The organism is Xanthobacter sp. AM11 (genome assembly GCF_047444035.1).
Lineage (GTDB): Bacteria > Pseudomonadota > Alphaproteobacteria > Rhizobiales > Xanthobacteraceae > Xanthobacter.
In genome coordinates this window covers 3,546,652-3,568,767 of the sequence record NZ_JBLAOA010000001.1, presented here as the reverse complement: position 1 = coordinate 3,568,767, position 22,116 = coordinate 3,546,652, and the positions used below count along the sequence as shown (strand labels likewise).

Annotated in this window: 20 protein-coding genes and 1 pseudogene; 11 read left to right on the top strand and 10 right to left on the bottom strand. The window is 70.7% G+C overall.

Translation table 11 applies throughout. The features are described from left to right. The first annotated feature begins 208 nt into the window (after positions 1-208). Entirely contained in the window at positions 209-847 is a 639-nt protein-coding gene (locus ACI7BZ_RS16370) for a hypothetical protein (RefSeq protein WP_414118223.1), read from the top strand. A gap of 6 nt (positions 848-853) precedes the next feature. Here ACI7BZ_RS16370 and ACI7BZ_RS16365 read toward each other — a convergent pair whose 3' ends face one another. Continuing rightward, on the bottom strand, positions 854-1,690 hold the full coding sequence (locus tag ACI7BZ_RS16365) for a sulfite exporter TauE/SafE family protein (RefSeq protein WP_414118222.1): 837 nt from the start codon (positions 1,688-1,690) through the stop codon (positions 854-856). 132 nt (positions 1,691-1,822) lie between these two features. After that, complete coding sequence (gene dusA / locus ACI7BZ_RS16360) at positions 1,823-2,776, bottom strand: tRNA dihydrouridine(20/20a) synthase DusA (RefSeq protein WP_414118221.1); 954 nt, start codon at positions 2,774-2,776, stop codon at positions 1,823-1,825. A gap of 487 nt (positions 2,777-3,263) precedes the next feature. Between dusA and ACI7BZ_RS16355 the strand changes: the two genes are divergently transcribed. From ACI7BZ_RS16355 to ACI7BZ_RS16335, 5 genes are all read left to right on the top strand, one after another. Then, a complete protein-coding gene (locus ACI7BZ_RS16355; RefSeq protein WP_414118220.1) occupies positions 3,264-4,076 on the top strand; it encodes a LuxR C-terminal-related transcriptional regulator in 813 nt (270 codons plus the stop codon). 320 nt (positions 4,077-4,396) lie between these two features. Further along, positions 4,397-7,168 carry a xanthine dehydrogenase family protein molybdopterin-binding subunit gene (locus ACI7BZ_RS16350; protein ID WP_414118219.1) on the top strand — a complete coding sequence of 924 codons (2,772 nt, stop codon included), beginning with the start codon at positions 4,397-4,399 and terminating at the stop codon, positions 7,166-7,168. Positions 7,169-7,179: 11 nt separating this feature from the next. Further along, complete coding sequence (locus ACI7BZ_RS16345) at positions 7,180-7,695, top strand: (2Fe-2S)-binding protein (protein WP_414118218.1); 516 nt, start codon at positions 7,180-7,182, stop codon at positions 7,693-7,695. Positions 7,696-7,704: 9 nt separating this feature from the next. After that, positions 7,705-8,319: an Isoquinoline 1-oxidoreductase subunit gene (locus ACI7BZ_RS16340; RefSeq protein WP_414118217.1), complete on the top strand. Its 615-nt coding sequence runs from the start codon at positions 7,705-7,707 to the stop codon at positions 8,317-8,319. 22 nt (positions 8,320-8,341) lie between these two features. Next, positions 8,342-9,439 (top strand): hypothetical protein, encoded by a 1,098-nt coding sequence (locus ACI7BZ_RS16335; RefSeq protein WP_414118216.1) that lies wholly within the window; start codon positions 8,342-8,344, stop codon positions 9,437-9,439. A gap of 82 nt (positions 9,440-9,521) precedes the next feature. On the opposite strand, the gene serA is transcribed toward ACI7BZ_RS16335, so the two are convergent. Continuing rightward, a complete protein-coding gene (gene serA / locus ACI7BZ_RS16330; RefSeq protein WP_414118215.1) occupies positions 9,522-10,799 on the bottom strand; it encodes a phosphoglycerate dehydrogenase in 1,278 nt (425 codons plus the stop codon). Between the two features lie 292 nt (positions 10,800-11,091). Here serA and ACI7BZ_RS16325 point away from each other — a divergent pair, with 292 nt between their 5' ends. Continuing rightward, complete coding sequence (locus ACI7BZ_RS16325; protein WP_414118214.1) at positions 11,092-11,925, top strand: aldo/keto reductase; 834 nt, start codon at positions 11,092-11,094, stop codon at positions 11,923-11,925. Between the two features lie 103 nt (positions 11,926-12,028). Here ACI7BZ_RS16325 and ACI7BZ_RS16320 read toward each other — a convergent pair whose 3' ends face one another. From ACI7BZ_RS16320 to cobS, 3 genes are all read right to left on the bottom strand, one after another. Further along, the gene (locus ACI7BZ_RS16320) at positions 12,029-12,760 is read right to left on the bottom strand and encodes a TIGR02281 family clan AA aspartic protease (RefSeq protein ID WP_414118213.1); all 732 of its coding nucleotides are present in this window, start codon (positions 12,758-12,760) and stop codon (positions 12,029-12,031) included. Between the two features lie 2 nt (positions 12,761-12,762). After that, the gene (locus tag ACI7BZ_RS16315) at positions 12,763-13,020 is read right to left on the bottom strand and encodes a DUF1289 domain-containing protein (protein WP_414118212.1); all 258 of its coding nucleotides are present in this window, start codon (positions 13,018-13,020) and stop codon (positions 12,763-12,765) included. A gap of 97 nt (positions 13,021-13,117) precedes the next feature. Then, positions 13,118-13,909, bottom strand: a complete 792-nt coding sequence (gene cobS, locus ACI7BZ_RS16310) for an adenosylcobinamide-GDP ribazoletransferase (protein ID WP_414118211.1) — start codon at positions 13,907-13,909, stop codon at positions 13,118-13,120. Positions 13,910-14,196: 287 nt separating this feature from the next. Between cobS and ACI7BZ_RS16305 the strand changes: the two genes are divergently transcribed. After that, a complete protein-coding gene (locus tag ACI7BZ_RS16305) occupies positions 14,197-14,634 on the top strand; it encodes a hypothetical protein (protein WP_414118210.1) in 438 nt (145 codons plus the stop codon). 44 nt (positions 14,635-14,678) lie between these two features. Here the strand turns inward: ACI7BZ_RS16305 and ACI7BZ_RS16300 are convergent, their stop codons facing one another. The 4 genes and pseudogenes from ACI7BZ_RS16300 to ACI7BZ_RS16285 all read right to left on the bottom strand — a co-directional run bounded on the left by ACI7BZ_RS16300 (position 14,679) and on the right by ACI7BZ_RS16285 (position 18,222). Beyond that, positions 14,679-15,617, bottom strand: a complete 939-nt coding sequence (locus ACI7BZ_RS16300) for an AEC family transporter (RefSeq protein ID WP_414118209.1) — start codon at positions 15,615-15,617, stop codon at positions 14,679-14,681. Between the two features lie 279 nt (positions 15,618-15,896). Beyond that, positions 15,897-16,454, bottom strand: coding sequence for a Holliday junction resolvase RuvX (gene ruvX / locus ACI7BZ_RS16295; RefSeq protein ID WP_414118208.1), 558 nt, complete (start codon positions 16,452-16,454; stop codon positions 15,897-15,899). Between the two features lie 74 nt (positions 16,455-16,528). After that, positions 16,529-17,014, bottom strand: a pseudogene (locus ACI7BZ_RS16290) (CinA family protein); the annotation flags it as partial. After that, positions 17,011-18,222: a bifunctional 2-C-methyl-D-erythritol 4-phosphate cytidylyltransferase/2-C-methyl-D-erythritol 2,4-cyclodiphosphate synthase gene (locus ACI7BZ_RS16285; protein WP_414118207.1), complete on the bottom strand. Its 1,212-nt coding sequence runs from the start codon at positions 18,220-18,222 to the stop codon at positions 17,011-17,013. The pseudogene ACI7BZ_RS16290 and the gene ACI7BZ_RS16285, both read right to left, overlap by 4 nt. A gap of 138 nt (positions 18,223-18,360) precedes the next feature. On the opposite strand from ACI7BZ_RS16285, the gene dusB reads away from it, so the two are divergent. Genes dusB through ntrC form a run of 3 tightly spaced genes read left to right on the top strand, consistent with a single transcriptional unit; the run spans position 18,361 to position 22,113 of the window. Continuing rightward, positions 18,361-19,401 (top strand): tRNA dihydrouridine synthase DusB, encoded by a 1,041-nt coding sequence (dusB, locus tag ACI7BZ_RS16280; RefSeq protein ID WP_414118206.1) that lies wholly within the window; start codon positions 18,361-18,363, stop codon positions 19,399-19,401. Next, a complete protein-coding gene (locus ACI7BZ_RS16275; protein ID WP_414118205.1) occupies positions 19,398-20,663 on the top strand; it encodes a two-component system sensor histidine kinase NtrB in 1,266 nt (421 codons plus the stop codon). Before dusB ends, ACI7BZ_RS16275 begins: the two co-directional genes overlap by 4 nt. 7 nt (positions 20,664-20,670) lie before the next feature. Further along, a complete protein-coding gene (ntrC, locus tag ACI7BZ_RS16270) occupies positions 20,671-22,113 on the top strand; it encodes a nitrogen regulation protein NR(I) (protein WP_414119189.1) in 1,443 nt (480 codons plus the stop codon). Positions 22,114-22,116 lie beyond the last annotated feature (3 nt).

Genomic DNA, 22,116 nt, shown 5'->3' with positions numbered 1-22,116 from the left:
CGGGATAGGGCGCCCGGCGCCGGCCCGCAAGGCGCCTGTGCGCGGCCGGGCCGGCGCGAGCCATGCGGCGCATGCATGTGGAAAGGGGGCGGGGCCACGGTTCCGTCCGGTCCCCGCCTTAAACTTTCCGCACTGCACCGCGATGGTCCCACGGTATCGGGCGGCCGGACGGTGGCAGCCCCGCCCCTCCCACCGCAGGACGCCGCCGATGATGCCCCGCACCGCCGCATTCCTGCTGCCCCTGGCGCTCCTGGCCGCGAGCCCCGCCGCCGCCGACCCCACGGTGCAGGCGAAGCGGACGCTGAATGCGGACGGCACCACATCCCTCACCTATTCGAGCGCGGTGGACGAGATCGGCACCGTGGTGGGCATGGACCTTTCCGCCGCCGCCGCCAGCGCCGCGCCGGTGGCAGGCACCGACGCATCCACCCTCGGCGGCACCGCTTATGCGCGGCTCAATCTCGCCGCCTTGCCCGACTGGCTGGTGTGGCAGAAGAGTTCGGTGAACCTGGAGGTGAGCCCCGCCAACGGCGCCGGCAAGGTGGCCACCACCTTCTCGCGCAGCTTCACCGTCGCCACCGGCCTCGATGCGACGCTGGCGGACACCTATTCCGTCACCAGCGCCAGCGATGCATGGGAGACGGACAAGACCGTGAGCCTGAAGCTGGTGGAGACCGGAACCACCTTCTCCGTCGGCACCAAGGCCACCCAGGAGACGCCGAATTTCCTGCCGACCGTGAGCGCGCAGCAGAAGCTGTTCGGCGACATCTCCCTCACCACCTCGGTGGCCGACACCGGCTCCACCCTCAACAAATCCATCACGGCGGGCTTCTCCCACCGCTGGTGATCCCGCTCAGCCGTGGATGATGGCGTAGAGGAAGCGCGCCGCGATCAAGAGCAGGAAGCTGCCGAAGCCCACTTCCAGCTGCCGGCGGCTCAGCCGGTGGGCGAAGCGTGCGCCAAAGGGCGCCACCACCGCCGCCACCGGGGCGATGCACAGGAAGCCGATCACCGACACATAGCCCACCGACAGCAGCGGCAGCTCGCTTATGTGCGGCCAGCCGGCCACCGCATAGCCGATGACGCCGGGAATGGGAATGATGATGCCGATGCCGGCGGAGGTGGCCACCGCCGCATGGATCGGCACGCCATAGAGCAGCAGGATGTTGGTGGCGATGCCGCCCCCCGAGATCCCCACCAGCGAGGAGGCGAGGCCGAGGAAGAAGCCGTAGATGCGCATGGTCGTGGCGCCGGGAAGGTGGTCCGCGATCATGATGTCGTTGCGGCCGATGAGGCTCTTGGTGCCCAGCAGCGAGATGATGGCGACGAACGCCGCCTGCAGCACCCAGCCTTCCACCACCGCCGCAATGGCGCTGCCGGTGATGATGCCGGCGATGGCCGGCAGCCGCCAGGTGCGCACCACCCCCGGCAGCACGGCGCCCTTGGCCATGTGGGCGCGGTGGGAGGTGAAGGCGGTGGGAATGATGATGGCAAGGGAGGTGCCGACGCACAGCTGCATGCGCACGCTCTCGTCCACCCCCAGGGCGCCGAACACCTCGTACAGCACCGGCACGATCACCCCGCCGCCGCCCACGCCGAGCATGCCGGCAATGAGCCCGGTGAGCACCCCACCGGCCAGAAGGGCGGCAAGCAGCATAGCGATCTCGCTGGCGGAGACGGAAGAGAGCATGGCAGCCTCGGCGGGGAGGGGCGGAACGGCGGGAGGCGAGACCTCGCGCAGATTCGCCGGCCTGTCCATGGCACCGGCCGCATGCGCCGGCCGGCGAGGCCCGCGTTCCACGCAGAGCCGCGGTAAATTCGTTCAGGCCGCCAGCCGGTCGCGGCGGCGCACCTCATCCACCGCGGCGCGCAGCACCTCCAGCCCCGCGCCGGGGGCGATGGCTTCGGTGGAGAGCCGCCGGCGGAAGATGCGCGCACCCTTGCGTCCGCCGAACAGGCCGAGCATGTGGCGGGTGATGTCGGCGAGCCGCCCGCCCGCCTCCAGATGGTGGGCGATATAGGGCTCGAACGCATCGAGGGCGGCGAAGGTGTCCGCATGGGGGGCAGGCACGCCGTGGAGACGCGGGTCCACCTGCGCCAGCAGCTCGGGCTCGTGATAGGCGGCGCGGCCCAGCATCATGCCGTCGAGCCCCTGCGCGGCGGCCTGCCCTTCGGCGATGGAGGAAAGACCGCCGTTGAGCACCACTGGCACATGGGGCAGGCGGGCCTTCAGCCGGCGCACGCGGTCATAGTCGAGGGGCGGCACGTCGCGGTTCTCGCGCGGGGAAAGGCCGTTCAGCCAGGCCTTGCGGGCATGCACCACCAAGGCGTCGGCCCCGGCGGCCACCACCGCGTCGGCCAGAAGGTCGAGGGCCACTTCCGGGTCCTGCTCGTCCACGCCGATACGGCACTTGACGGTGACCGGCACCGTCACCACCGCCTTCATGGCGGCCACTAACTCCGCCACCAGCTGCGGTTCGCGCATGAGGCAGGCGCCGAAATTGCCGCCCTGCACCCGATCGGAGGGGCAGCCCACATTGAGGTTGATCTCGTCATAGCCGAAATCGGCGCAGATGCGCGCCGCCTGCGCCAATTGCGCGGGATCGCTGCCGCCCAGCTGCACCGCCACCGGATGCTCGGCCGCGCCGAAGCCCAGCAGCCGCGCGCGGTCCCCATGCAGAATGGCGGGCGCCGTCACCATCTCCGTATAGAGCCGCGCATGGCGCGAAAAGGTGCGATGGAAGGCCCGGCAATGCCGGTCGGTCCAGTCCATCATGGGGGCCACGGAGAAGGCAATATCTTGATTTATAAGCATTATTCTCGTAATTTCACGGCGCCGGGCCGGGTCGTGCGCATCTCATTTTACGCCCCGATTTTCGCTTTTTCGACCCGTGCACGCACCGGGAGCGCACACGGATTGCACCTTCACTAAACCAAAATCCGGCTCATGGAGAGCCCGGACCCGTCGCAAGGGGCAGTACGTCAACGAGACGCTCCTGCGCCGCAAGGATGCCGAGGAATGGGCGCTCGACATGGAGCAATTCATCGAGCTGTGCCGGGGACGGAGCTGCGCCGAGGCGGCCGCGCCCGGGTAGTGGGCCCCTGCGCCTGCCGGGCCGGAGGCGTCGAGGTCGGCCAGGCGACTTGCTGCGGGTTTGGCGAGCGGTCACAGTGTGGAAGCGTTCGGCTCCATGCCGCGAAGATCCGGCGGATGTGCCGCCCGCCCCACGCCTCCCGCCCCACGCCGCCCGCGCGAGTGTCGCATGAGCCATGACGCCTCCTCCCTCTGCCCCGGTCCCGACGACCTGCTCTCGGTGGCGGATGTGCGCGCGATGGTGCGCCTCCTTGGCGACGTCATCACCTCGCGGCAGGATTTTCCAGGGGTGAAGCGGCAGCTGGTCGAGGGCTTGTGCGCCCTCGTCAATGCCGATGCATGGACCTGGAGCCTGGGCTGTCTCGCCGAGCCCGGCGCGCAGCCGGTCTATCTCGGCACGGCCCATGGCGGCCTCGACGAGGCGCGCTATGCGCGGCTGCTGCTTGCGGCCGGACATCCCGACATGGCGTGGACCTCGCAGAAGCTCCTCGGGGAGATGCGGGAAAAGAACGCCCATGTGACACGCATGCGCCAGCAGATCATCGACGAGCCGGCCTTCATCGCCTCCGGCGTGAACGGCCACCTGTGCGACGCCGATATCGGGCCGTTCATCTTTTCCCTGCGCCCGATCGACGAGCGCGCCGTCAGTACCATCTCGGTCTTCCGGCGCCGGGACGCGCCCGCGTTTTCGGAGCGGGAATGCCGCATCGCCCACGTTCTCCTCAGCGAGCTGCCCTGGCTGCATGAACAGGGGTGGCCCGCCGACCGCGGGGCCAGCGTGCCCCGCCTTTCCCCGAGGCTGCGCCTGGTGCTCAACCTTCTGCTCGATGGCCGCACCCGGAAGGAGATGGCCGCGAGCCTCGCCCTGTCAGAATACACCATCGCCCAATATCAGCGGGCGGTGTACCGTCATTTCGCGGTCCGCTCCCACGCCATGCTGCTGCGCCGCTTCCAGATGGGCGATGGTGGGGACCGCGCATGACCTTGCAGCGGTATTCATAAACCTGCCGCCGACCCTATCCCTCAAATGAGGGAATAGCAGGCTGTCCCGCGATTTTGTTATGCACCTTGAACGCTCTCTTCATCGCTTATGCCGGATCTGAATCCCGCATCGCAATCCATGCCGGTTCTTTTGGTGTGGTTTTTGCGGAAACAAAAATACCTCCATCGCGCATGATGAAGTGCGCAAATATTGAAATGGTCAGTATGGCTGTTGAATAGGAATCGGTGGAGGCATGGCAAATATTTTGCTATAGGCTCGCCGATCTGTTCGCAGACTGCGTTTGGCAAGGATGACACAAGATGCGTCCTTCGCGGCGTGAGTTTGTCAGCTGGGCTTCGGCGAGTGGGATCATGCTGGCCATGGCGCGCATGAGCCCGCCCCACGCCGCTCCCCTTGATGCCGGCCCGGCGCCTGCGGGTCCTGCCGCGCCCGGTCCCGCCCCGGTCCCGCGGGGGCGGATCGATGCCGTCGCCAAGGTGACGGGGGCGAAGCTCTATGCGTCCGATTTCCGCGCCGCGGACATGGAGGGATGGCCCTCCACCACGGCCCACGCGCTTCTCCTGCGCGCCGCGGACGCCGCCCACGTCTTCACCGGCCTCGATCTTGCCGCCCTCGACGCCGCCGCACGCCCGGCACAGGTGGTGACGGCGGCGGAGATTGCCCGCGCCGGCATCCGCGTGCCGCCTTTCTATGCCGGCGATCTCTTCTGTCCGGTGGGCACGACGCCGGCCTATCTCGGCCAGCCGGTGGCGCTGGCGCTGTTCGAGACCTTCGATGCCTTCGACCGCGCGCGCCTCGCCCTGCGCACCGCGCGCCCGGTGACCTTCGGTGCCGCGACCGGGCCAGCGGCGCAGCCCAATTATGCCGCCCTGCGCTTTACCCGCGTCGCCGGTGCCACGGCGGATGCGCCCGATGTCTATTCCCCGCTGATCGAAGGCTGGGTCAGCCCCGGCTTCGTGGAGGACAGCGGGCGGCCCATCTGGCGGCCCCTGCCCACCGCGGAAGGCGGCCAATACAGGAAGGGTGCCACCTATGGCGAGGAGATCCGCGCCTCCATCGCCGCCGCGGACCCTGGCGCGCTGGTGCTCGACCGCAGCTTCCGCACCCAGAGCGTGGACCCCATGTTCCTGGAGCCCGAGGGCGGCCTTGCCTGGTACGAGCCGGAGGCGAAGGCGCTGCGGCTGGTGCTCGGGGTGCAATCGCCGCTGGAGGCCAGCGAGGCCCTCGGCCACCTGCTCGGGGCGGCGGCGCCCGCATTCCGGCCGCAGCGCATCGAGAGCCATTTCGCTTATGTCGGCGGCGGATTCGGCGGGCGCGACCACACGCCGTTCCCGCTCTACGTGGCGCTGGCGGCCATGTTCCTTCCGGGCCGGCCCATCCGCCTCGCCCATGATCGGGTCCAGCAGTTCCAGGGCGGCATCAAGCGCCACGCCTTCCAGATGCGCACGCAGGTGGCGTTCGAGCGCGCCAGCGGGCGGATGCGCGCCTTCGCCGCCGACCATGTGCTCGACGGCGGCGGCCTTGCCAATTATTCGCCGAGCGTGGCGGTGGTCTCCGCCACCTCCGCCATCGGCATCTATGATGTCCCCAAGGTGGACGTGACCACCGTTGCCGAGCACAGCCGCGGCGTGACGGCGGGCTCCATGCGCGGCTATGGCGTGCTGCAGACCACGACGGCGCTGGAGACCCTGGTGGACGAGGCCGCCGAAGCCCTCGGCCTCGACGCGATCACCCTTAGGCGGCGCAATCTCCTGAAGGCCGGCGGCCGCACCATGGCGGGCAACCCCTGGACCGTCTCGGTGCGCACGCCGGAAATCCTCGACCGGCTCGAAGGCCACGCTTTGTGGCGCGAGCGTGCCGCGGCGCGCAGGGCCGCGCCCGCCGGCACGCTGGTGGGCACCGGCGTTGCGGTGTGCGCCAAGGACTACGGCACCGGCGCCGACTGCGCCCTCGGCCGGGTGGAGATCGACCCGGCCGGGCGCATCCGCATCGCCTGCGACGCGGTGGAGATGGGCAACGGCATCGGCACCGCCGTGGCGAACCGCGTGGCGCGCCTCCTCGGGCGGATGGCGGACGAGGTGTCCGTCGCCCGCATCGACGCCTACGACGCCCTCGGCCTCGTCACGTCGGACGATCCCTATACCATCACGCAGGCCGCGCAGGACCTGGCCGCCCGCAATCCGCGCTGGGTGCCGGCCATCAGCTCGGCCACCAGCGCCTCCATCGGCGCCCATGTGGGAACCCAGGCGGCGGCGGAGGCGGCGCGCATCGTCCTGCGCTTCGGCCTGTGGCCGGCGGCGCTTTCCCTGTGGGGCATCGCGCCGGACGATCCGCGCCGCTACCTGTGGCAGGAGGCGTTCTGGCAGGAGGGAATGCTGTTTCTCTCCGGCCTGCCGCCGCTGCCGCAGCCGCAGGTGGCCGCCCGGGCGCATGAGATGGGGGCGCTCACCGGGGCCATGGCGCATGCCTTCTCCCGCTGGGCGTGGGCGCAGGCCGCCTTTCCCCTCGACGGGTTCGACTGGGCGGCCGACATCGACGCGCTGGCGGTGCGCCGCGGGGACGGGGAATTCCGGGTGCTGGACCGCAGCTTCGTCGCCTTCCCGCCGGCCAGCTACAACCGCATCGGTACCGCCTTCACCTCCAGCTGCGGCACGCTGGTGCGGGTGGAGGTGGACAGGGCGAGCGGTGCCGTGCGCGTGGCGCGGGCCTACAGCGTGCTGGAATGCGGCGAGGTGCTCACCCCCCAGGTGGTGCTCGGACAGGCCCAGGGTGGCTTTGCCATGGGGGTCGGCTACGCGCTTCTGGAGACCCTTCCGCCGTTCGAGGACGGCCCCGGCAACGGGCGCTGGAACCTCGGTGACTATGTGGTGCCGCGCGCCTCCGATCTGCCGATCCATGCGCTGGAGGTGGAGGTTCTGGCGCCGGTGGCGCCCAACGAGCCGCCCAAGGGCATGGCCGAGGTGGTGATGATCCCGGTGGTGCCGGCCATCCTCAACGCCATCCACGATGCCACCGGCCATCGCTTCCGGGCCTTGCCGGTCACGCCGGACGATGTCCGGCGCGCCTTGTGAAGGAGCCCGCCATGCCCGCCATCTCGCTCACCATCAACGGTCGCGCCCACGGCCCCATGGACGTGCGCGCGGACCTCTCCATGAACGACCTCCTGCGGGAGGTGCTGGGGCTGACGGGGACCAAGTTCGGCTGCGGCGCCGCCCAGTGCCTGAGCTGCGCCGTCATCGTCGATCAGGCGGACGGCACGAGCGCCACCATGCCCACCTGCGTGGTGGCGGCCACCGAGTTCGACGGGCTCAGGGTCCGCACCGTGGAGGGCCACGCCGCCGACGGGGGGCTGACGCCGCTGCAGCGGAGCTTCATCGCGCATTTCGCCTTCCAGTGCGGCTATTGCACGCCCGGCTTCCTCAATGAGGGGCAGGTTCTGCTGGAACGCCTGGAGCGGGCGCCGATCCCCCGGGCGGAACTGGAGCGCACCATCGCCGAGGCCCTCGACGGGCATCTGTGCCGCTGCTCGGGCTATGTGAAATATCACGAGGCGGTGCGCGACGTGGTGCTCGCCGATCCCCAGCGCTTCCTGACCTGAGGTGCCCGCATGACCATCGGCCGGCGCTTCGTGACGATCCTTCCCCTGGCGGCGCTGGCCGGCCTGCTCGCGGCGGCGGGCCTCGCCCTGGGGGCGCCGGAGGGGACCCTCGCCTCGCCGCAGGATTTCGCATCGGTCGCGGACCCGGCCCGGCGCTCGGCCGCCTATTTCACCGAGCTCGGCAAGGTCCTGACCCATCCGCGCTGCACCAATTGCCACCCCGCCACCGACCGGCCGCGGCAGGGGGACAGGGCGCGCCTCCACCAGCCGCCGGTGGTCCGCGGTGCCGATGGCTTCGGGCAGGCCGGCCTGCGCTGCGCCACCTGCCATCGCGGCGCCAATTTCGACCCCGCCGGCATGCCGGGCCACCCCGCCTGGCATCTCGCCCCCGCGCAGATGGCGTGGGAGGGCAAGACGCCGGGCGAAATCTGCGTCCAGATCAAGGACCCGAAGCGCAACGGCGGGCGCTCGCTGGACGATCTCGTCACGCATATCGGCGACGACACGCTGGTCGGCTGGGCCTGGCAGCCCGGCGTCGGGCGCACGCCGGCACCGGGTTCGCAGCAGCAGGCGAAGGTTCTCGCCAAGGCCTGGGTCGCGAGCGGCGCCGTCTGCCCGGACTGATCAACACAAAGAGGAGGACGCGATGAGACACCTGCCTGTCGCACTGGCCCTGGCGGCGGCGCTTGCCGTATCCGCCACGTGGGGCGCCGGGGCCGCCGATCTGCCGGATTATCTGAAGCCCATCTCCGGGCCTCCCGCCCCGCCATCGGCGCAGGACATCGCCACGCGCAACGTGCTCCAGCTCAACACCACCATGTTCTCGCTCTACGACACTGCGGGCATGGCCTTCCGCCGCAACATCCTGGCCAAGCATCCGGTGGTGCTGGCGCTGTTCTCCGGCGCCGGCGGGCGCATGATCCTCTACCGGCCGGGCCAGCCGCCGCTGGAGGCGCCCCCGGTGCCCAAGGTCTACCAGGTGATGAAGTCGCTGGGGCACAGCACCATGGCGGTTTCGGAGGTGGTGCTGCCCTATCTGGACAATCCCGGCGACACGTCCTGGGTTGCGCCCATGCGGGCCTACCTGACCGAGATGAAAAGCGCCCTCGACGGCATCGGCGCGGCGCAGATGCCCGATGAGTGGCGGGCCAACGCGCGCGCGATCCTGGAGAACAACATCGCCTTCATGGAAGAGAGCCTCGCCAGGGGCGTCATCCGCCTCGATGCGGTCCAGGCCTTCGCCAAAAAGCAGGCGCCGGTGCTGCGCAACGCCATCGCCTGGGCGGCGCAGACGCAGGTGGAGCACTGGATGGGCGTGCTCGACGGCTGGAAGACGGAGCTTGGCGGCAGCTTCGACCAGGCCTATGGCGCCAGCAACACCATCTATGTGGCGCGCCAGAACAATGTGCTGTTCAGCGTCCTTGCCCAGTATTTCGGGCCGGAGGCGATCAACGACCGGCTGGTGCTCATCGAGACCATCTCGTTCACCACCACCCCCGACGACATGCTCACGGCGCTGGTGCGCATCATCTCCGACCGCTCGGTGGGCGGGCTGTTCTTCAACAACGACCGGCTGATGGACTACGAGCTGATGGGAGGTGATGCCCGCAAGGCCATCATCGCCGGGATGAAGGCGCGCGGGAAGGAGGCGTTCCTTCCGCCCCAGGTGCCCTTCGGCTCCCGGCAGTGGCCGGCGCTCATCACCGGTGGAACCGGTGCCGCCTCGCTCGACGACCTCCATTGAAGCGCGCCCGGCCGGTCGATCCGCGCCGTTGCGGCAGGACCCGGGCGCCGGCGTTGCCGCGTGCGCCCGGGCGGGTTTCGCCTCAGTCGGCCGATGCCTTGTATTCGTACAGCAGCCTGGCGAAGATGGTGCCTTCCAGCGCGCGAATATCGGCAAGGACGCGCTGGCTGTCGGCCGCCGAGGCGTCCGCGTCCAGCACCACGTAGCCCACGTCGCCGTAGGTTTCGAGATATTGGGCGGCGATGTTGACGGCGTGGTGCGCGAGCACGTCGTTGAGCCGGCCGAGCATGCCCGCGGTATTGCGGTGCACCTGGATGAAGCGCGTGCCCCGGGGGCGCGCCGGCAGCTGCACCTGCGGGAAGTTGACCGCGCCCATGGTGGAGCCGGTGTCGCTGTAGTCCACCAGCTTGCGGGCCACCTCGGCGCCGATGCGCTCCTGCGCCTCTTCCGTCGAGCCGCCGATGTGCGGGGTGAGGATCACATTGTCCAGCCCCTGCAGCGGCGACTGGAAGCGCTCGGCGTTGGAGCGCGGCTCCACCGGGAACACGTCGATGGCGGCGCCGCGCAGCTTTTTCTCGCGCAGGGCCTGCGCCAGCGCGTCGAGGTCCACCACCGTGCCGCGGCTGTTGTTGATGAGGTAGGCGCCGGGCTTCATGGCGGCGATCTCGGCGGCGCCGATCATGCCGTGGGTGGCCGGCGTCTCCGGCACGTGCAGGCTCACCACGTCGCTCTGCGCCAGAAGCTCGTACAGGCTGGCGGTGGATTCGGTGTTGCCGTGGCGCAGCTTGTCGGTGTGGTCGTAGAACACCACCCGCATGCCCATGGCCTCGGCCAGGTTGGAGAGCTGCGAGCCGATATTGCCGTAGCCGACGATGCCCAGGGTCTTGCCCCGCACCTCGTGGCTGTCGTTCGCGGACTTGTCCCAGCGGCCGTCATGGGCGGCGTTGGAGCGGGTGATGACGCGGCGCAGCAGCATCACGATCTCGCCGATCACCAGCTCCGCCACGCTGCGGGTGTTGGAGAAGGGGGCGTTGAACACCGGCACGCCGGCCCGGCGCGCGGCGTCGATGTCCACCTGGTTGGTGCCGACGCTGAAGCAGCCGACGGCGATCAGGCGGTCGGCCGCCTCCAGCACGTCCGGGGTGATCTGGGTGCGCGAGCGGATGCCCAGGATGTGGACACCCTTGATGGCCTCCTTCAGCGCCTCGCCCTCCAGCGCCTTGGGCAGGCGGGTGACGTTGGAATATCCGGCCGAGGTGAGGATCTCCACGGCGCTGTCGTTCACGCCTTCGAGGAGCAGGACCCGGATCTTGTCCTTGGCAAGGGAGAGTTGCGGCAATGGGGAGTGGCTGTCGAGCACGGTCGCGGCGTCCTTCAGAATGGGGCGGCGATCCCCGGCTTTCGGGGATGCGCGGCTTTTGCCGCAGGCGGCGGTGGCCGTCGCTGCGACACAAAGGCCGGCGCCGCAATCACGCGCGCGGCCATCGCGCCTCCCTTATCACAGACGGCGGCCCTTGGTGCACTGTGCCGCCATGCGATGTGCGCGGGGCTGCATCCCCCGCGCGTCCGCGCCGGAGCAACCCAGCGCCACATGGAGCTTGGGACCCGGACACTGCCTGGGGTAAGGTCCGCGCCGAATGCAGGGATACCTTATGCCAAAGTCGGTTACGCTTCCCAACGGCGAGTTGGTGCCGGCCCTCGGCCAGGGCACCTGGTACATGGGTGAGAGCGCTGCGGGGCGGGCCGGGGAAGTGGCGGCCCTGCGCGCCGGGCTCGACCTCGGCCTCACCCTCGTGGACACGGCGGAGATGTATGCCGACGGCGGCGCCGAGGAGGTGGTGGGCGAGGCCATGGCCGGCCGGCGCGACGAAGTGTTCGTGGTCAGCAAGGTCTTCCCCCACAATGCCAGCCGGGCCGGGGTGCAGGCGGCCTGCGAGCGCAGCCTGAAGCGGCTGCGCACCGACCGCATCGACCTCTATCTGCTGCACTGGCGCGGCAGCCATCCCCTTGCGGAAACCATCGCCGGTTTCGAGGCGCTGCAGCGGGCGGGCAAGATCCGCCTGTGGGGCGTGAGCAATTTCGACACCAGCGACATGGAGGACCTGCAGAAGGCCGGCGGCGGCGCCTGCGCCACCAACCAGGTGCTCTACAATGTCAGCCGCCGGGGACCGGAGTTCGATCTGTTCCCCTTCCTCGCCCGCGCCGGCATTCCCGCCATGGCCTACAGCCCCATCGAGCAGGCGCGCCTGCCGCGCAGCGGCGCGCTGGGGGCGGTGGCGAAGAAATATGCGGTGGACCCGTTCCATGTGGCCCTGGCCTGGGTGATGCGGCGGCCGGACGTGATCGCCATTCCCAAGGCCAGCCGCATCAGCCATGTGGAAGCCAATGCCCGCGCCCGCGCGCTGGTTCTGGATGCCGAGGACCTCGCCGCCATCGACCGCGACTTCCCCGCCCCGCGCCGCAAGGTGGCGCTGGAGATGATCTAGTGGTTCGACCGCGACAGATGGGACCCATCTGTCGCGACCAGGTCGAACCACAACGCCTTGATCCACTAGGGCAGCGCCGACCCTGAGAGAGGGGACGCGGCGATCAGCGCCCCTCGGCCGCCCCGCGCATCACCAGCCGGTCGCCGCGGAACTCGAAGGCTTCGAGGCGGGACAGGAAGCTCATGCCGAGCAGGCTGGTGCGCAGCATCCCCGCGGGCGAGACGAGGGCCGGAACGCGCCGCTCCACGATGCCGCCGACCATGATGTTGTCGAGCACCACGGCGGCGGCCCGCGTGCGGCCGCCGGCGGTGTCCACCGGCACGTCGTATTTCAGGAAGTCCACCGGCAGGCCGGCCGCCTGCGCCGCCTCGTGGGTGAGCACCACCGAGGAGGCGCCGGTATCCACCAGCATGGAAATGCCGGTGCCGTTGACGGCGGCCCTGACGGCGAAATCGCCGCCCGCGGCCCGCGTCACCTCCAAGGTCACCGCCCCGGCGCCCGAGCGGGCGAGATTGACCGCATAGCCGGGCGCCACCTCGGCCAGCACGCGGCGGCCCACGGTGGCGAGAGGCTCGCGATAGGTGTAGCCCACCGCCAGCAGGGCGGCGAGCACCACCCAGAAGGTGGCCGCGAGCAGCGATTCGGCCACCCGCCCGCGCACGATGGACCACAGCGCCGCGCCGATGAAGATGGCGAGGGCAAGCTGGCCCACCAGGCCGCCGAACTGGTCGAGGTCGAGCCCCGCGATCTGCCCCTGCTCGTGGTGCACGGCCAGCACCACCACGCCGCCGAACAGGCCGATGAGGAGGATCCAGAGGAGCCGGTCGCCGCGCATGGTCAGTCCGGGAATGTGTCCGACGCGGCGGCCTTCAGCCGGGCGAGGCGGGCGGGAAGGGTGGCCATGATCGCCGCGCGCATCTGCGGGGCATAGGAGGTCCAGGCCCCGATCTCCCGCAGGCTGCGCCCGCAGCCCTCGCACAGCCCGCTGAGGGGCTCGATGGCGCACCTCTTGACGCAGGGCGAGGCGATGGCCGGGGCGGCCGTTGCCGGCGACGTCGCGGGTGCGCCCGCAGGGGGGCTGGGCACTGGGGACATGATGGCGCGGAACCGCTCGTTGGGCAGAAAGGCGTCGCGGCGCCAGAGGGCGCCACGGGGCGCGCCGGCGGCAGGCGAATCCCGCGCCGGCGCCCCGTCAGCCGAAGATAAGCACGCCGATGAGGAACACAATCTCCGCCACCTGCTGGGTGGCGCCCGCCACGTCGCCGGTCTGTCCGCCGATGAGCCGGCCGGAAAGGCGCATCATCACGCCAAGGGCCAGGAGCGGGCCGATGAGGCCGGCGAACACCGCCCCCACGCCGAAGCTGGGCAAGAGGATGACGGCGGTCACCAGCGCCGCCACGAGCCCGCATGCAAGGGCCGCTTCCGGCGAGGGCTCCCCCAGCGCGGCCCCGGCCCCGTCGGATCGGGCGGGGGGAAGGGCGAGCAGCAGCAGGATCCCCGCCGCCCGCGAGGCGGCGGCCGCCGCCACCAAAGTGAGCGCCGCCCGCAGCGGCCCGCTGGCTGTCACCAGCGCCTCGATGGCGCCGATGCGCAGCAGCAGCGCCAGGCCGAGGGCGCTGGCGCCGTAGGTGCCGATGCGGCTGTCGCGCATGATGGCGAGGCGCTGCGCTCGGTCGCGCCCGCCGCCCAGGCCGTCGGCGGTGTCGGCCAGCCCGTCCTCGTGGAAGGCACCGGTGGTGAGCACCAGCGCCGTCACCGCCAGCGCGGCGGCGAGGAAGGCGGGCAGCTTCAGCGCCGTTGCGGCCAGAAGCACGAGGCCCCCCACCAGCCCGATCACCACACCCGCCAGGGGGATGGCATAGGCGATGCGGTCGAGATTCGGCGCGGCGAACGCCTGGGCATCGTCCCGCCCCGCAGGCAGCGGCAGGCGGGAATAGAAGCGCAGGGCACAGGCAAGGTCGGTCGCGATCCGGTCGGGCTGCATCTTCGCTCCGGCACAGGGGCGGGCGCGGGAAGGTCCGCCACCACCGCGCCCTTGGGAGCCTTATTCGCCGCCCGGGTCAAGGGGCCAGGCGGGCGGCCTCACGCCGCTTCAGGGTCGTTCATGGTTCGTGAACCATGTTCTTCAAACCACCCGGCCGGCGCCACACTTTGGCGGAAAGTTTCCCCGAGCCTTGCGGCGGGATCGGGACCGCCGCTTCGGAGCGAGGTGGGCGCCCCGGCAGGGTCTTGCACAGGCGCACGTGCCTGCGATCAAGGGGAGTTGCTGTCATGACGTCTCTCGTCCGGGCGAAGCTCGCGGCACTTGCGCTGGTGGCGGCCACGGTGGCCGGCGCTGCGGTGCCGGCACAGGCGGCCGGCCTCGGCACCGGCGCCCTCGCCCTCGGCGCCGCCCATGCGGCCGCGCCCGTCAGCGTGGGCTATTGGTATCGCGGCCGCTGGTACGGCGGATGCTGGAATTGCGGCAACAACGGCGCCGCCGTGGGGGCCGGCGTGGCCCTGGGCATTCTGGGCGCGGCCGCCATCGCCGGGGCCGCGGCTTCCGCCCCGCCGCCACCCCCGCCGCCGGTGGTGTATTACGAGCCGCCGCCCGTGGTTTATTACCAGCCCGCGCCGCGGGTCTATCTGGAGCCGGCCCCGGCCCCGCGCCCGCGCAGCTGCTGGGTGGCCACCGGGCCGGGGGGCGGCGGATACTGGTCGCCCTGCTGAGGAAACGGAGGGGTGCTGGCCCGGGGCGGCCCCTGCCGGCCGCCCTATCCCGCCAAAGCGGTGGCGAGGGTGACCACCAGCGGCAGCGTCACGGCGGCGCCGAGGATCTGCAGGGTCAGGATCTCCGCCAGCAGCGGCGCATCGCCCCCCATCTGGCGGGCGAGCACATAGCCGTTGGGGGCGGAGGGCACCGCCGCGGTGATCGCCACCACCACCAGTTCGGTCCCGGTCAGGCCCAGCGCCAGCGACAGCGCCAGAGCGATGGCCGGCTTCACCAGCAGCTTCAGGCCGAGGGCGGCGAACACGATGGCCCGCGGCCGGGCGAGGCGATCGAGCACCAGCCCGCCGCCCACCACCAGCAGCCCCAGCGCCAGTGATGCGCGCCCCAGGATGTCGCCGAACTCCAGGATGACGGCGGGCACCGGGAAGGCGGTGGCGTTCAGCACCGCCCCGAGGCCGCACGCCCAGATATAGGGATTGCGCCCGAGCTGGCCGGCCACATAGCCGAAAGTGGGCGCATGGCGGCCCGCGAAGCTCGCCAGCACCAGCACCGAGATGACATTCACCACCGGGATCATGGCCACCAGCGCGATGGCGGCGATGGTGATTCCCTCCGCCCGGAACAGGCCGCCCGCCACCGCGAGCACGATATAGGTGTTCCACCGCACCGCCCCCTGGAACAGGGAGGTGAAGGCCGGCCCGTCCGCCGCCAGCGCCGCGATCAGCGGCCGGTGCACCAGGAGGATGAGGCCGGACAGCACCACCACGGTGCCGATGAGGGCGCCGGCCACCGCCAGCACGTTCACCTGCGAGAGGTCCGCCTTCACGGCGGACACCACCAGCAGGGCCGGGAACAGCACGAAATAGGTGAGCTTTTCCAGCGCCGCCCAATGGGCGGGGTCCTTCAGCAGCACGCGGCGCAGGATGACGCCGAGGGCGATGACAAGGAAGACCGGGGCGAGGGCGGTAAGGATGATGGACATGCACGCACACACATAGGGGACCGGCCCTGTGCGGGCAGGCAATTAATCCCTTTAGAGCGCGATCCGAGCAAATTGAATCCATTTGCTCGGTGAATCGCCCTCTAAACTCAGGATAGAGAGCGCGATCCGCCTACAGGGAACCGGGATCGGCGCGGTCCGCGGCCGGGGGGCGGCCGGTGAAGGGGATTGCGGGCGGCCTCCGGGCCGGAAAAAAGTGTCCCGCAATGGCACAGGTCCTGTCGCCGGCGCGGAACAGCGGGAGGACAGGCGGGGACCGAATCAGTCCGCGTCGCCGGTTTGCGCTTCGTTCGCCGCAATGCGGGCGAGGAAGGCGAGCGCCCCCTCCAGGATGAAGGCGGCGGCGTGCTGGTCCACCACCGCGGCGCGGCGCGCGCGGCTCACGTCGGCGGCGATCAGCGCGCGTTCCACCGCGACGGTGGACAGGCGCTCGTCCCACAGGGCGATGGGGCGGCCGGCCAGGCGCGCGAAATTGCGGGCGAAGGCCCGGCTGGCCTGGGCGCGGGGGCCTTCGGAGGCGTCCATGTTGAGGGGGAGGCCGAGGATGAAGCCCACCGCGCGGCGCTCGTTCGCCAGCGCCACGAGGCGGGCGGCGTCGGCGGTGAACTTGGTGCGGCGCACGGTTTCCACCACGGTGGCCACCCGCCGCTCCGGGTCGCAGCAGGCGACGCCGATGGTCTTGGTGCCGAGATCCAGCCCGATCAGGCCTCCCCGCGCCGGCAGCAAGGCGGCGATTTCGGCCAGGGGGCCGATGGGGGCAGGGCTGTCCGCCGCTGGGGCGGCGGGGGCAGGGGCGGCAGGCGAGGCGGCATCCGTCATCGCCCATGGCTAGCATGCCGGGGCGAAGGCGGCCATGGCGGCGCGTCCCGGGGGGCACCCGCGGGTCAGGCGGCGGCCGCCTCGGCCAGCATGTCCAGCGCCACCAGCACCGAGCGCTGGCGAATCCCGGCCCGGCCGAGGTCGCCGAATCGCATCTCGCGATGGGCCACCGTGCCGTCGCGGCGGGCGCAGGCGAAATGCACCAGCCCCACCGGCTTCTCCGCCGATCCGCCGCCCGGGCCGGCCACGCCGGTGATGGCGACGGCAAGGTCCACCCCCGCGGCGGCGAGCGCGCCCGCGGCCATGGCGCGGGCGGTCTGCGCGCTCACCGCGCCGAAGGCGTCCAGCGTCTCCTGCGGAACATTCAGCATGGCCGCCTTGGCGGCGTTGGAATAGGTGACGAAGCCGCGGTCCACCACGTCGGACGATCCCGGCACGGCGGTGAGCGCGCCGGCCACGAGCCCGCCGGTGCAGGATTCCGCGGTGGCGAGGGTGAGGCCGCGGGCGCGGCAGGCGTCCAGCGCCGCGACCGCGCGGGCGTAGGTTTCCGCGTCGATCATGCATCCTCCAGCGGCAGGCGGATGGTGGCGCTGGCCAGGGCCGCGATGCCCTCGCGCCGGCCGGTGAAGCCGAGCTTCTCGGTGGTGGTGGCCTTCACCGAGATGCGATCCACGCCGAGGCCGGTGATCGCCGCGATGGACGCGCGGATGGCCTCGCGCTGCGGCCCCACCTTGGGCGCCTCGCAGATGAGGGTGAGGTCGAGATGGGCGATGCGCCCGCCCCGCGCCGCCACCTTCTCCACCGCATGGGCCAGGAAGCGGTCGGAGGACGCGCCCTTCCATTGCGGGTCGGAGGGCGGGAAATGGGCGCCGATGTCGCCGTCGCACAGGGCGCCGAGAATGGCGTCGGTCAAGGCGTGCAGGCCCACGTCGGCATCCGAGTGGCCGACGAGGCCGAAGCCGTGGGGCACGGCGACGCCGCCCAGCATCACATGGTCGCCGGGGCCGAAGGCGTGCACGTCGAAACCGGTGCCGGTGCGCACGTCCTGAAGGGCGGACAGGGGCGCGCCGGCGGCGCGGGCCATGTCCTCGGGGGTGGTGAGCTTCACGTTTCCTGCCTCGCCGTCGAAGGTGGCCACCAGGTGGCCGGCCCATTCCATGACTGCCGCATCGTCGGTCAGGGTGTCCACCCCGGCCGCCGCCGCCGCCCCGTGGGCCGCGCGCAAGGCATCGAAGCGGAAGGCCTGCGGGGTCTGCACCGTGCGCAGCCGGGCGCGGTCCAGGGTTTCCGCGACGACACCTGAAGCGTCGAGGCGCTTCACCGTGTCGGTCACCGGCAGCACCGGAATGGCCGCCGCCGCATGGCGTGCCGCCGCGATGGCCCGCGCCACCAAATCGGGCGAGGCGTGGGGCCGGGCGGCGTCGTGCACCAGCACGATGGCCGGCGCCATGCCCCGCGCGGCCAGGGCTTCCAGGCCGGCGCGCACGGATGCCTGCCGGGTGGCTCCGCCGGTGGCCGGTGCCAGTATCTTGGGCAGATCACGCGCGGTGTCCGCAAAGAGGCCGGAATCATCGTTATGGATGACCGCCAGCACGGCGGTGACGGCCGGATGGGATGCAAACAGGCGCAGGGTGCGGCGCAGCACCGGCTCGCCTGCGAGGCTCTGGTATTGCTTCGGCAGGCTTCCGCCCGCGCGCGTGCCGCGACCGGCGGCGACGATGATGGCGACACATTCGGCCGGACTTGTCCCGCTCACGTCAGGCTCCATCCGCGCTTGCCCGCAGCGCGGCGGGGCCGGCGGCCGCGCGGGGCGCCGAGGTGCTGCGCTGCACATGCACGCAGACCGCCCTTGCGCAGGCTGCATATTTGTCTAAGATGTAGGCAGAACCGAGGTGGCCTAATTTCTGTGCAAGAGATCGTCGCATTTTCCATTCCGGCGTTGCGGGTCGGTCCCCACGCTTTGCCCAATCCTGTGCTTCTCGCGCCCATGGCCGGGATCACGGATGCGCCGGTGAGGCGGATGGCCGTGCGCTATGGCGCGGGCTTGGTCATATCAGAAATGGTGGCGAGCGACGCCCTCCTCGGCGGCCGTCGCGAAATGATGCTGCGGGCGGAGGGGGAGGGGGTGCCGCTGCATGCCGTGCAGATCGCCGGCAACGACCCGCGCCTCATGGGCGAGGCCGCCCGCATGGCGGAGGCGGCGGGCGCGGCCATCATCGACATCAACATGGGCTGTCCCTCCAAGCGCGTCATCACCGGCGCCGCCGGCGCCGCCTTGCTGCGCGACCTGCCGCTGGCCCGCGCCATTCTTGAGGCGGTGCGGGCGGCGGTGGGCGTTCCGGTCACGGTGAAGACCCGGCTCGGCTGGGACGAGCACGCGCCCCTTGCGGCCGAACTCGCCCGCATGGCGCAGGCGTGCGGCCTTGCCCTGGTCACGGTGCATGGGCGCACCCGCTGCCAGTTCTACACCGGCCGGGCCGATTGGACCGCCATCCGCGCGGTGAAGGCGGCGGTGTCCATCCCCGTCGTGGCCAATGGCGACGTGGTGTCCACCGGCGACGGTCCCGCCATTCTCGCCGCCTCGGGCGCGGACGGGGTGATGATCGGGCGCGGGGCCCAGGGCCGGCCGTGGTTTCCCGGCCGCGTGGCGCGCGCCCTCGCCGGGCAGGGCGAGGTGGCCGAGCCGCCCCTTCCCGAGCAGCGCGACGTTCTGCTGGAGCTTTATGAGGGCTGGCTGGGCCTCTACGGCATCGAACTCGGCGTGCGCCAGGCGCGCAAGCATGTGGGCTGGGCGCTGGAGGCGGCTGCGGCGGGGCGCGCGCCGGATGCGCAATCCGCCTTCGTTGCGGGCTGGCGTCGCCGGCTCCTCATTCTCGAAGATCCTGCGAAGGTGAAGGCGGGCATCACCGCCGCCTTCGACGAACTCATGTGGAGGGCGGCGGCATGAAGGCCGAAGCCAGAAAGCAAGACGGCAAGAAAGCCAAGGCTGAAGCCAAGGCCGAAGCCGAGACCAAGGCCAAAGCCGAAGCCAAGGTGGAGGCCAGGCTGGAGGCACGGAGCAAGGCCGAGGCCGAATCGCCTGTGCCGACGCACCGGGACGGCGGGAAGGAAACGGCCGGCGGCCTGACGCGGGCCATCCTCGACGCGGTGCCGCACCCGGTCTTCACCATCACCGAGAACGGCCATGTGGCCGACGCCAACGTGGCTGCCGAAGCCTTCTTCGAGGTCAGCGCGCCCCTGCTGCGGCGCCGGCCGTTCACCGAGTTCGTGCCGTTCGGCACGCCGCTGCTCGGCCTCATCGAGCAGGTGCGGGCCCGCGGCGCGCCGGTGAACGAATATCGCGTGGACCTCGGCACGCCCCGCAACGGCGGCGAGCGCATCGTGGACATCCATGTGGCTCCGGTGGCCGAGCGGCCGGAACAGGTGGTGGTGATGCTCCAGGAGCGCACCATCGCCGACAAGATGGACCGCCAGCTCACCCATCGCGGCGCCGCACGCTCGGTGAGCGCGCTCGCCTCCATGCTGGCGCACGAGATCAAGAACCCCCTGTCCGGCATCCGCGGCGCCGCCCAACTGCTGGAGCAGTCCGCCGATGACGAGGACCGGGCGCTGACCCGCCTCATCTGCGAGGAAGCCGACCGCATCGTGAAGCTGGTGGACCGCATGGAGGTGTTTTCCGACGAGCGCCCGGTGGAGCGCGAGCCGGTGAACATCCATGCGGTGCTGGAGCATGTGCGCACGCTGGCATCGTCCGGCTTCGCACGGCACATCCGGTTCGTGGAGGAATACGACCCCTCTTTGCCGCCGGTGCTGGCCAACCGCGACCAGCTCATCCAGGTGTTTCTCAACCTGGTGAAGAATGCGGCGGAAGCCATCGACAGCGACCAGGACGGCGAAATCCAGCTGACCACCGCATTCCGGCCGGGCGTGCGCCTGACGGTTCCCGGCGCCTCCTCCAAGGTGAGCCTGCCGCTGGAGTTCTGCGTCCGCGACAACGGCAAGGGCGTGCCGGACGATCTCGTCCCGCACCTGTTCGACCCGTTCGTGACCACCAAGCCCACCGGCTCTGGCCTCGGTCTTGCTTTGGTGGCGAAGATCATCGGCGACCACGGCGGCATCGTCGAATGCGACAGCCAGCCCCGCCGTACAACCTTCCGCGTGCTCCTGCCCATGTATCGCGGCAAGAGCCCGACCCGAGAGGAAAACTGAGGTGTCGATGCCTACCGGAAGCATCCTGGTCGCCGACGACGACGCCGCGATCCGCACCGTGCTCAACCAGGCGCTCTCGCGCGCCGGATACGAGGTGCGTTCCTGCGGCAACGCCGCCACGCTCTGGCGCTGGGTGAGCCAGGGCGACGGCGACCTCGTCATCACCGACGTGGTGATGCCCGACGAGAACGCCTTCGACCTCCTGCCGCGCATCAAGAAGGCGCGGCCGGACCTGCCGGTCATCGTCATGAGCGCGCAGAACACGTTCATGACCGCCATCCGCGCCTCCGAGCGCGGGGCCTATGAATATCTGCCCAAGCCGTTCGACCTGAAGGAACTGATCTCCATCGTCGGCCGCGCCCTGGCGGAGCCGAAGAAGGGCGATCACGGCCACCACGCCCCCGAGGAGCAGGACAATATCCCGCTGGTGGGCCGCTCGCCCGCCATGCAGGAGATCTACCGCCTGCTCGCCCGCCTGATGCAGACCGACCTGACCGTGATGATCGCCGGGGAGAGCGGCACCGGCAAGGAGCTGGTGGCCCGTGCCCTGCATGATTACGGCAAGCGCCGCACCGGGCCGTTCGTCGCCATCAACATGGCGGCCATCCCGCGCGACCTCATCGAATCGGAGCTGTTCGGCCACGAGAAGGGCTCGTTCACCGGCGCCACCACCCGCAATCCCGGCCGGTTCGAGCAGGCGGAGGGCGGCACCCTCTTCCTCGACGAGATCGGCGACATGCCCATGGAGGCGCAGACCCGCCTTCTGCGCGTGCTGCAGCAAGGCGAATACACCACCGTCGGCGGCCGCACGCCCATCAAGACCGACGTGCGCATCATCGCCGCCACCAACAAGGACCTTCGCACCCTGATCCAGCAGGGGCTGTTCCGCGAGGACCTGTTCTTCCGCCTCAACGTGGTGCCCCTGCGCCTGCCGCCGTTGCGCGAGCGCTCGGAGGACGTGCCGGACCTGGTGCGCCACTTCTTCCTCCAGGCCGAGCGGGAAGGCCTGCCGGCCAAGCAGATCGACACCGCCGCCCTGGACCGGCTGAAGCGCTACCGCTGGCCGGGCAATGTGCGCGAGCTGGAAAACATGGTGCGGCGCCTCGCGGCGCTCTATCCGCAGGAGGTGATCACCCCGGCCATCATCGAGGCCGAGCTCTCGGAACCCATGCCGAGCGCCCTGTCCGAGGAGGGGCCGGTGGACACCACCCTCGGCGCCTCGGTGGAACGCCACCTCAATACCTATTTCTCCGGCTTCGGCGAGGACCTGCCGCCCCCCGGCCTCTACCATCGCATCCTGAAGGATGTGGAATATCCGCTTTTGTCCGCCGCCCTGGCGGCGACGCGGGGCAACCAGATCAAGGCGGCGGAGCTTCTGGGCCTCAATCGCAACACCCTGCGCAAGAAGATCCGCGACCTCGACATCCAGGTCATCCGCACCTCGCGCTGATGC